The following is a 10865-nucleotide window of genomic DNA, read 5'->3' as shown; positions in this document are numbered from 1 at the left end:
ACAACCACAACAGACCACATTCTTCATTGGGAAACCTCACGCCTGACGAATTCGCAATGAACATTACGCTGGAAAAACAGGCCGCATGAGGCCAGATTGAAAACCCAAGACTCTCCTAAAAACTGGAGGGAAATCGGGTCTCAGGTCAGTGCGTGCATGTCTTGCTCTGCTTCTGCTTTTCATGGGTTTTCCAAATAGACTGGTCTCGACAATTCAGCCTGCTGGTTGAATCTCGATCACTGATCCGTTCTCGCCGGGAACGAGCTTAGGGGTGATGGGCTAGCAATAGGGAAATCCATTGCTACGAGCGTTATCAGTCGGTTAAAAATCTCACATCTGCTGATGCATGAGCAGCAAGTGCTCTTGTTGCTCAAGGCGGCTGTTCACTGTCTTTCTTTCGAACGGGGTGCCCAGCATGGAAAGCCGACCGTTCAAGCGGTCTACCAAATCTTTGATATCTTCAACCCGACGTTTGTCCTTAAGCACTTCAAACCTATGCTGGAAAACCACCGCATCGATGAACTCAGCAGCCTCTGCCAGATTCTCATACACTTCGTCATTATCAGCTGCGTCGCTCTGCGTCATGAAGGCGAGAGGACCACCACAATCTTCCGTTGGACAATTGCCGTCGCCACCTGTGCAACGAGGATAACTCTTTCCGGTGCTAGCTAGGATCCGGTCTTCAAGACGAACCTCATGCTCCCACGGAATATTGAGATCGTATTCGTAGAGAAATCGCACTCCCTTACGCAACTGAAGCTCCGACAATGCAATATCTGGCGTGCGTGCGGCTGTTTGCCAGGAGCCGAAGCGGGTTGCCCGCAATGTAAACTGAAACAGATGAATGCTTTCCCAGCCCATCGTCACTTGAAAAACGCCGTGCAATTCGCGCAAAGTCAATGTGGAGGGTATCTGGACGCGGCGCCAGATCATAGGGCTCACATCCTTTAGCCAGATACGAAATTGCAGAATCTCCGGCATAACGTCCGGCTCTGGCTCAACGGCTTCCGACTTCGATAACTGGGCTTCCAAAATGATGGTCTCTATAGAATGCAACGACCAGACCATAGTTCACTATGCCAATTTCGCAATCTGCCCCACAATTCCTCATGGTCTCTGTGTGTACTCCGTGTAACCCCAGACAACTGAGAATGATGAGGCGACCAGCAGCAGGGATATGCCCCGACCGTCATGTGCCCATTCCCTGAGGCTGAATTTCATCGCTTATTGTCCGTGTTTCTTGGGTCACCTAGGTTCCGGGCAGGTAATTCCGATTACATCGCACGTCGCTTTCTTGCCGGAAATAAAAGCATCTACCATGTCCGAACAGACTGCGTCTCTTAGGTCGTTTGTTGCTTGGGTCCCGAGCTTTTTTGCGGCGTTTGTAATATCCTCGTCGGACGTTCCTTTAAGTCCCTCTGCACAGATGGTGACTGCTCGCAAATGAGCATCGATGTTGTTCTGGAGAAACCGCTGTCGAACAATCAATTGGTCCGCGGTCAGTTCAACAGCGGGCTTATCGTCCAAGGCGGCAACGGGTTTCGTGATCGCAAACAGCTGATATGCGCCAAAGCAAAGTGCTATCAGCACTATGACTATGACCGCGGCTTTCAGTTGTGTTGGCGTGAGCATCAAGACGGTACTCCAATGAAGCCGGCCCGGGCAACAGCTTGCGGCAGATTGAGGTTTATGGGGATGAGGGAATCGACGGCGGCATACTTCTTTGAAGGTCGTCACTGATGTTCGTTGGAGACGCCGCACCGGAGTCAGGTTTCTTCCATGCCCTTGCAGCGTCCAGCTCCTCACGTTCGAGATTCTGCAATGCCTCGGCCCTCGATTTCATGTCCCGAAGCCTTGTTCTCTTCTCAAGGCGATATCTGCGAATAGAAACTCCCAACAGCACGATGAAACAGAGCGCCAGAAAATAGTATGCCCTTGCATAGTCAGACAATGCAGCGAAAAGGGAGGCGAACGCGAGCAGCGGGATGAGTACTACAGCAGTTAGCGTGATTAGCACCCACTTAAGAACTGTCCAATCCGGTTTGAAGTCTTCTGTCGCCATCTGCGTATCAAAGCAGATACGAGCTAAAGGAGCGTTTACGAGCGAAACTGAATTTTAGTGGTCCGGCTATTCAAGACCTGATGAGAATTTGCAGAGCAGCGAATACTTGCTTGGCGCATGTGAAGAGCTTCACGGCTTCCCGCCATCGATGTTTATGGCCTAAAACCAAGTGAGCCACGGCCCTATCCGAAAAACGATTTCAAGGATTGCGCCAATCACTGCAAGCCCAACGCTGAACTTGACAATGGCGTGGCCTGCTACAAATCCTGTGAGTATTGCGCCGCTTGTTCCTGTGTCTGGACCGCCGACGAGAATCAACAAATACCCAAGGCAGACCAGAAACAAGCAAACGCCGACAAAGCACAGGCGTGTAATCCAAGTGACAGTCAACGCTGTTCCTTTCATTCTGGCAGTTCCAATACAGATAGGTGTCGTGGATACCTTTTTAAGACCCGACACGCGCCATGGATAACTACTATCCAAATTCAGATGGAGCGGCGGTTAAATCTCCGCGGGTATCTGGACATCTTCGAGAAACGATCTGAGTTGGTCCACTCCAATTCGATCCAATGTTATCCAAATTGTAGCATCGCCACCCTGAGCCCGAAGAACGATGTATTCGGAATTATTGGACGCTTTGCTTCGTTTTTGGCACGTTAAATAACCAGCCGAAGTCTCAATCTCTTCTTCGGCGACAATAGGATCTGACATTAGCCCGTAAATATCAGAGGCAGCTTTTTTTAGCCATGAGAACATTGCATCCCTCCAAATTCCCCGTTTGCCAAGAAAACGCCGTTTGTATCGGGAAATCAAGCTGGGGCGACGTGGCCGCAAGAGCAAGGACCGGTCATTTATTCGATTGAAATTTCCCGAGACGGGTCATTTGCGGGAGAGTGCGGAATCGCGAAGGCATGACAAGCACCGTGTCGTAGGTGCACAAGGTGCGTAAAGTGCGCCATCTGTATTCCACCCGTTGTCTGTCAGATTGATCTATCCAAGATTTCTCAAATCACTGAATGAAAACCGGCGCACTATCGTGTCCTTGTTCATTTATGGTTCAAACTACGTTTACAAAGCGTGGTGGGATCAGCGAAACGCCGGCACTGCATCACGACTGAACCCGCACGCCGCAGCTTTATTCGTTATTGTCCAAACACTGACGACCCATATTCTCGACGGCATTGCCGTCAACAACCGGTGTGAAACCCTTTGCCGTCTCGCCAACACCAAAAATGACCCGGAGTGGGCGATTGGCATTAAACACTTTTGCTATTCCAGACAATTGTTTCTCAGAGATGCCAGGCGTCACCATGATATCAATAAGCCGCTCCGGGTACCACGTAGTGTCTGGAAAATCCGTTTGAGTAAAATCTGGACTTTGCATTGCCTTAGACACCAACAAACTACCTGTTCCAGTGAAAAAAGTTGAAGGTTTTTCTCCCGCTAAATGCGTAAATTGGACAAGGTGCAGGCTATTGTCTCTTTTGCTGCAGATCAATCTGAGAGAACCGTTCTGTATCCATGACCCACTTCTGGCCAGTTCCAACTGCGAGCGCTTCTGCACGGTTGGGATATCGATGTTATCCCAACTGATTAGCAGAAAGCTGATCGGCAAATATGTGAAATATCCAACCAGGGCGATCAAAGCGACAACCGGAACAACGACGTATGACTTCAACTGTCTCTCTCCTCATGAGATTGCTTACACGAGCTCAGTTTGGTGCAGCGGCTGATCTGCAGTGAATACACGTCGGAATGAATCCACTACCGGCTTGAGGAGATAGTCGATGAATGTCCTGTCACCGGTGCCGATCAGAGATTTCACCGGCATTCCGGATACAAGTGCTCAGCATTGAAATTCAATCGTGCTTCGACAACGACTTTGGTGCTTGTAGAAAATGTTAATGTTTCCATCAGAATTCGTTCTTTCGTCTCAGCCGGCGGCTCGGCGTTTCAAAAAGTAGAAGAGAACAAAAATCAATATTAGAAGTGGTATACCGATCCATACCAAGAAGATCACTGCCCTCACCGTTCCCTTGATCCGCTTACCACCATGACAACGGCAGCGCTTTGCCTGCGTTGTGGAACCCTATATCGTTCTTTTTTGGCTATGCGCAATCAGCCACTCGAATCTGTGACTATAGAGACACAGACGGCCGGCCTATCCGGACATGCGCCATCTACTCCTTGCCGGTTTACTCCGGCGCACCCTTATTTCCCCTATCTCCTCCATTGAGGTTACTCAGTCGAACTGTCCGCCTATAATAGAACATTTGAATTTCACTTTTTACACAAGTGAATTATCTGTTATTTATTCTTTTGAAAGTAGTTTTATGCCTTGCATCAATTGTGGCAAAATGTAGATTGCATGAATATCGCCTGATTAACCTACAGTTGCATTCACTTACATATCTGATCTGCGTTTAACTGTCTGAGGGGGGAACTCATGCATTTGCGTCGTCTTGGCGTGACAGTATTGACTGTCGCGACTGTTAGCTTTGGTGTGTCTTCCGGGGGATATGAGGATGGTTTAGGTGCCTTGTTGCCTTCCGGTAGTGCGCAAGCTGCCGAGCAGGTCCCTGCCAAACCGTCGGGCGGCCTTGGCAATGGCACTGGCGGACTGGGCAGTGCGTCAAAGACAGCTCCCGCCAGTTCGTCGGCAACAGACACTCCTGCGAAAAGCAGTACAACGACTGAGCCTGGTGCTGTTCCACCTGTCGATACAACGGTTGACCGTGCAACGCTGGGGAAACCGGCTCAAGGCACGGGTGATCCTGCGACGGATCCAGCCAGGATCGTTGGCAAAGATGCGCTCGGCAAGGGGGAAGCTGCAGGTGCGGAAGACGCGGATGCAAATGAGAAGACGAGTGCCAAGGCTGCCGCGTCAATGGCAGTGGCTGCAATGCCGGAAGCACCACCTGTCGGCGTTCCGGAAAAAGCATCCGTTCCTGACATTGCCGGAACAGGCAATCTTTCACAGAGTATCGCCATTGATGTTCCCGGCTTTCGCGGTCTCGAACCAAAGCTCTCGCTGAACTATAATTCCGCCCGAAAGACCAAGATTGGCGGTAATTATCAAGGCTGGCTTGGATATGGTTGGGGCCTGGATGGCATCGACACGATCGAGCGTGCCAGCGTGGGATATGGTGTGCCAGCCTATGAGAATGCTGATGTGTTCCTGCTCAATGGAGAGCAGCTCGTCAGTTGCGAAGGCACAGGCTCTCCATCCTGCTTTGGCGAGAACCCTGCCGGAGAAGGCCGGTTTGCCACGGAGAACGAGAGCTATCGGCGCATCCGATTCAATTACTCGACACGGGAATGGAAGGTGACCGACCGAGACGGAACCGTATCCACCTTCCGCACGAACGCTGCCATCATGGGTACCAACCCGGCTCCCGGGACACCGGATTATGATCTGCAGCAGAACTACCGCTGGATGCTCACGTCAGTCACCGACACCAATGGCAACACGGTTACCTACAACTACAACTGCCCCGGCCCGGTCTGCTATCCCACCAATATCGTTTACAACGGCGCAAAGATCATTTTCCATTTCGAGAGCCGTCCCGACCAGATCCTGACGGCCAATGGCCGCTCTGTTTCTTATACCACCGGACGCATCAAATCGATCAGCATCTGGAACGCCGGCAAGCTGCGCAAGGCGTTTGCGCTCTATTACGACCAGGCACCCTTTTCCAATGCGTCCCGTCTGACCCGAGTGGATACATTTGGACGGGATGCAAGCATGGACGTCGCATCGGGCGCAGTCTGGGGTAGCAGCCAGAAGATCATCCGCACGATGGAATACGATGGCGTCAACTACGGCTATATCCGCACTCCGGACCAATTTCCTGACCCCAACACTAGGTCTCAGGATCCGACTGGCAAACTTGCCTGGCAGCAGGCCGGTGATCTGAACTTCGACGGCAGGGATGAACTCTATGGCGGGTATACCATGCCATGGCAGGAACATGAGGGAGGCGGAGACGGAACGACCTTCTACTATACATTGAGCAACTGGAACCTGCGCACGTTTGACAACAATGGCATGGCCAGCAGTTTCAAACAGCTTTATCCAAACACTGCGAATAATCCCCTTAAACTTTCCACCAGTGCAAATGCACAAGTGGAGTTCATATCACCTGGCCGCTTCAGTGCGCAAAAGCAATGGAAGGATGCCGGGTATGTGGAAAAACACACCACGGAGTCCGGGCATGGTGGGTCGCAGACACGGACTAGTTCGGCTGTTATCCGGGTTGATGATTACAACAATATTGTTGGTGCGGGATGCCCGGCTGCCAGTTACGAATCGGTTTGCACCGTTTTGCAGACGGGTGCGAGTGGACAAAATAAGCGTTCTTATGTGGCGCTTGACTCTGACGGCGACGGCATTGACGAACAATATGGCCTGACACGCTTCAACATTGGTTCGAACGGCTATATTGTAGGAGTTGCGGATGTTGCCGCCAATGGTCGACAAAGCGTTATCGTTGTCGATGCAGACAACGGTCAGACCAGTATACGGCGTTTTATCAATGGCCAGCTGACTTCAACCGTTATTCCTGGCCTCGATTGCCGTGGCGGGGGAAATAATGTCGGTGCATTCTGTGCCCTTGGTGACGTCAACGGTGATGGCGCTACTGACATCATCAAGGCGGGTGACAAGAAAATCCGGGTATGGCTGTCGAACGGTAACGGTTTTACTCAGTTGCCCAATGGCACATCAGATGGATCCTTTGCCTTTGATGGCCGACCGGTGCTGCGTGACTTCAACAATGACGGCAAGGTCGACTTCATCAAGGTCAAGGACCTCACCCCTGACGACCAGTATGGTCCGATGTTTGCCTATGATCTACGCTTTGACGGCGGATACAACGCCGTTGTCGAGTCACCATTTACCGGACACGGAGGGACGACACTCGGCGACTTCAACGGTGACGGCCTTCCCGATCTGATCGATGGAAAATCTGCCCTGATGTCCAATCCCGGCGCCGGCAATCCGAACCTGTTGCGCAAGATTATACTGGAGACCGGCGGCAGAATAGCGATCGACTATACACCGTCCACCCGCTGGGCCAACGGCTACATGCCACAGGTCATGCACGCGGTCTCCCGCATCACACTTGATGATGGACGTAATACGCCGACATCCGTTGCTGCCACAGACTATTTCTACGCCGGTGGTCTTTACGATCCAGTTGCCAGAAAGTTCCTCGGTTACCGCAACATGACCGTGCAAAAGCCGTTTACTGTCGGCGCTATCACGCGTCCAACCATCGATACGGTCTTTCGCCAGGATGTGGCAAGCTACGGTTTGCCGGAATACATCCAATGGGTGGACTGGGAAAGTGGAACAGGCCTGGTCCACAAGAAGGTGAACGAGACATATGCCGTCAATACATCGGTAAAACCGTATTGGGTCCGCAATATATCTACCGATACGACGACACAGGAATATTTGACAGCAACGACCCGCATTGAGCGATCCTTCGATGCCTACAACAATCTTATAGAGACCAAGGATTATGGCCGCGTCGACGTTTCGGGTGATGAAGTCTGGAACGTCTATGGCGGTTTCAACTATAACATTCCCCAATACATAGTTTCTCTCTCAGCCGCACGGTCAACGAGAACGGGATTTGATCCGGCCACCATTCCGGATTTTTATGAAGAGTATTACTACGACGGCTCTGTCAATGGTTCTGCTCCACCCGTCAAAGGCAATTTGACGATCAAACGATCCTTTATGAAGGGCGGCACGGCACCGCGGGCCACCGACACCAAATACACCTATGACAGCTACGGCAACCGCATCTCCGAGACCAATGGGATGGGGCACCGTATTGAGTGGGACTATGATCCGGTATTGCATCTCTATCCTGTTACGGAGCGATCGCGCCGCTACTTTGCCACCGGCAATAATCCCGCCGACACACGGTTTTTCTCAACGATAGCCTACGAACCTGTGTGCGGTCTGCCATCGCTGAAAACCGATCCAAACAAGATCACCGAGAGCTTCGAGTATGATCCCTACTGCCGTCCGTCGCGTTATTCGCACGGCGGGTTTGGACGCTATACGCGGACCCTCTATGAGAACGAGGGAGATCCCAACAATCAGCTGATCAGAACCTACACCCAGCAGTCCAACGGCAACGGCGAAGTCTTCAAGATGACCCGCTACGATGGGCTTGGCCGGCCATGGGCGCAGGCAGAATCGGCAGATTTCAACGGAGCGCAGGACCACGTTATCGAAACCGCCTACGATGGACGTGGCAATATCTGGCGCACCGCCGCCCCGCGCTTCTGGCTCGAAACACCGCAATGGACAACCAATTCCTACGACTGGAAGGACCGCGTCGTCAAAACGGTCAATCCGGACAATACACAGCGCACCTATCAGTACGGGCTGTTCCTGACCTCCAATCCAGAAATTCCCAATGTGTTCTTTGGTCATACACTGATGACTGACGAGGAAGGTCGGGAAATCAGGACTTATGACAGCACGCGGGGTGATACGATTCTTATAATCCGAAAGATCAATGCCAATGAAGAGGCTTGGGAATTCCGTGGTTATGACACTCTGCGCCGCCTGATTTCGGTCCGCGATCAACAAGGCGCCAAATGGAGATACACCTATGACATGCTGGGTAACCGGCTGACGGCAAGTGATCCTGATCTTGGCAACTGGACCTACGAATATGACAATAACAGCCGGTTGATCCGTCAGACAGACGCTCGTGGCTACATCACGACGATGAGCTATGATCAACTCGACCGGTTGACACTGCAGCAGTCAACGGCACCAGGCCAGTCTACACCGGCACTCGTTGCAAAAAACACCTATGACGAGAACCAGCAGCCCAACTATCACAATATCGGGCTTCTGACGAAGGCCGAGAACCCAACTGCAACAAGTGTCTATTACAATCTGTTTACAGGTCAGGGCAGATTTGTCCGTACCGATACGACGATTGATGGCGTCACCCATGTCACCAGTGATGTGCGCGGGCGCCAGGATGAGAAAATCTGGATTGATTATCTGCCGGCCAATATCAGCATCGGCAATACCAATGACCGCTGGAAATACAATTCCAACAATGAGCTTCAGGCGATCCCTGGATACATTATCGAGAACTACTTTGAGGCGGATGGCCAGACGCGGTATATCGCCTATGCCAATGGCGTGACCACCACCTTCACCTACTCACCGACGCGGCGCTGGCTGACACGGGTGAGGACAGTCAAAGGTAGCACAGTGCTGATGGACAATCAGTATACCCGCGACAATCTCGGCCGCATCAAGTCCATCACCGGCCTTACACCATCCGACAGCTGGGTCTATACCTACGATGGTCTCAGCCGCCTGACGACTGCCGATAACCTAGGCAACAATGCACTTGATGAAACCTATGTCTATTCGGCCAGCGGCAATCTGATCTCACGCAGCCGTGTTGCCGGAACCTACACCTATCCCGTGGGCACAGCGCTCCGTCCGCATGCGGCAACGCAGATCGGTACCAAGGCCATCAATTATGATGCCAGCGGAAATATGTTGTCCGACGGTGCGCGGTCCCTTGTCTGGGGCCATTCCAACCGGCTCGACAGCGTCACCCAGAATAATGCCGCGGTAACACTTGCCTATGGTCCTGACGGTTCGAGAGCCAGAAAAACATGGGCGCTCGGCAAGATCCTTTACCCCGATGCCAACGTGGAGGTCGATCGCTCAACGGCAGGCACAGATATTTACACCCGCTATCCGCATCCCGATATCAAGATCGTGCAGAATGCCACAACGGGAACGTTGACCAAGCAGTTCCTGCACCGGGATCATCTCGCGTCGGTTCGCATTGTCACCGATTCAGCCGGCAGCGTGATCGAACAGACCGGTTATGCCGCATACGGTGAACGCACCAACACCGCGATGCAGACGCAGAAGGGCTTTATCGGCGAACGCTATGATCGCGAAACCGGGCTGATGTACCTAAATGCCCGTTACTACGATCCAGTCTTTGCCCGCTTCATCTCACCCGATGATTGGGATCCGACATTAGAAGGTGTCGGCACCAATCGATACGCATATGCCAGCAATGATCCAGTCAATAAGTCAGATCCAAACGGGCACATTGCCAACCCGAGCGACCAGAATGGAAAGAGCAATCTCGATAGCCTTGGAGGAAAAGGATCTGAAAACCAGGCGAAAACGACCGCTGAGAATAACGATGCCAGCCTTCCTGGCTTAGGGTTCAGAAACAAAAGTGAGGAAAAAAAGGAAGAAGGTCAGCAAGTTGCCCAGAATAAAGACGAAGGTAGAATTCGTGAACAGTACGGGCGGATCGGAAAAGGAGGTATACTCGCAGAACAGAAACAGGAAATTGATAAGACTATTTTAGGCCGTGAAATTGGCTCATACCGGGTGAATGATGGTGTTTTTCCAACAGCGGGAGCGCCAAAATCGCCTGGGCTTCTCGGCCGTGAAGGTGAAACTGCTGTTAAAAGGGTTAATGACATCGGGCCGCGAGGCTACATAACAGTTAATGGTCGCAACCGTGTAACGGACGGGTTGACGACCACAACCCTAAGCGAAGTTAAAAATGTGAAGTCGCTAAGTTTAACACGACAACTAAAAGATTATATTACATTTGCGCGGGAAAGAAATTTGACTATGGATCTTTACACTCGGAGCAATACCACGCTTTCTGGACCACTCCATCAACAAATAAAAAGTGGTATGCCCACGTTGAAGTCGATTCCAGGAAATGAGTAATGCGCAATGTTGAATTATCCTTTTCCGGAGACACTTGCT

Annotated in this window: 5 protein-coding genes; 1 reads left to right on the top strand and 4 read right to left on the bottom strand. The window is 51.7% G+C overall.

What is annotated here, in order from left to right:
- Positions 1-330: 330 nt before the first annotated feature.
- From FHW16_RS28005 to FHW16_RS27990, 4 genes are all read right to left on the bottom strand, one after another.
- A complete protein-coding gene (locus FHW16_RS28005) occupies positions 331-1068 on the bottom strand; it encodes a plasmid pRiA4b ORF-3 family protein (RefSeq protein WP_246712004.1) in 738 nt (245 codons plus the stop codon).
- A 177-nt stretch (positions 1069-1245) separates the two neighbouring features.
- On the bottom strand, positions 1246-1632 hold the full coding sequence (locus tag FHW16_RS28000) for a hypothetical protein (protein WP_182552748.1): 387 nt from the start codon (positions 1630-1632) through the stop codon (positions 1246-1248).
- 55 nt (positions 1633-1687) lie between these two features.
- Complete coding sequence (locus FHW16_RS27995; RefSeq protein ID WP_182552746.1) at positions 1688-2062, bottom strand: hypothetical protein; 375 nt, start codon at positions 2060-2062, stop codon at positions 1688-1690.
- Between the two features lie 1135 nt (positions 2063-3197).
- On the bottom strand, positions 3198-3740 hold the full coding sequence (locus tag FHW16_RS27990; RefSeq protein ID WP_182552743.1) for a hypothetical protein: 543 nt from the start codon (positions 3738-3740) through the stop codon (positions 3198-3200).
- Between the two features lie 768 nt (positions 3741-4508).
- Between FHW16_RS27990 and FHW16_RS27985 the strand changes: the two genes are divergently transcribed.
- The gene (locus tag FHW16_RS27985) at positions 4509-10826 is read left to right on the top strand and encodes an RHS repeat-associated core domain-containing protein (RefSeq protein WP_182552742.1); all 6318 of its coding nucleotides are present in this window, start codon (positions 4509-4511) and stop codon (positions 10824-10826) included.
- The last annotated feature ends 39 nt before the right edge of the window (positions 10827-10865 follow it).

The organism is Phyllobacterium myrsinacearum, from assembly GCF_014138285.1.
GTDB lineage: Bacteria > Pseudomonadota > Alphaproteobacteria > Rhizobiales > Rhizobiaceae > Phyllobacterium > Phyllobacterium myrsinacearum_A.
This window is presented reverse-complemented; position numbering and strand designations above follow the sequence as displayed.

Bases quoted from the DNA above. Each gene is read 5' to 3' on its own strand.
- FHW16_RS28005 (WP_246712004.1), bottom strand. From the start codon at position 1,068: ATGGTCTGGTCGTTGCATTCTATAGAGACCATCATTTTGGAAGCCCAG.
- FHW16_RS28000 (WP_182552748.1), bottom strand. From the start codon at position 1,632: ATGCTCACGCCAACACAACTGAAAGCCGCGGTCATAGTCATAGTGCTG.
- FHW16_RS27995 (WP_182552746.1), bottom strand. From the start codon at position 2,062: ATGGCGACAGAAGACTTCAAACCGGATTGGACAGTTCTTAAGTGGGTG.
- FHW16_RS27985 (WP_182552742.1), top strand. From the start codon at position 4,509: ATGCATTTGCGTCGTCTTGGCGTGACAGTATTGACTGTCGCGACTGTT.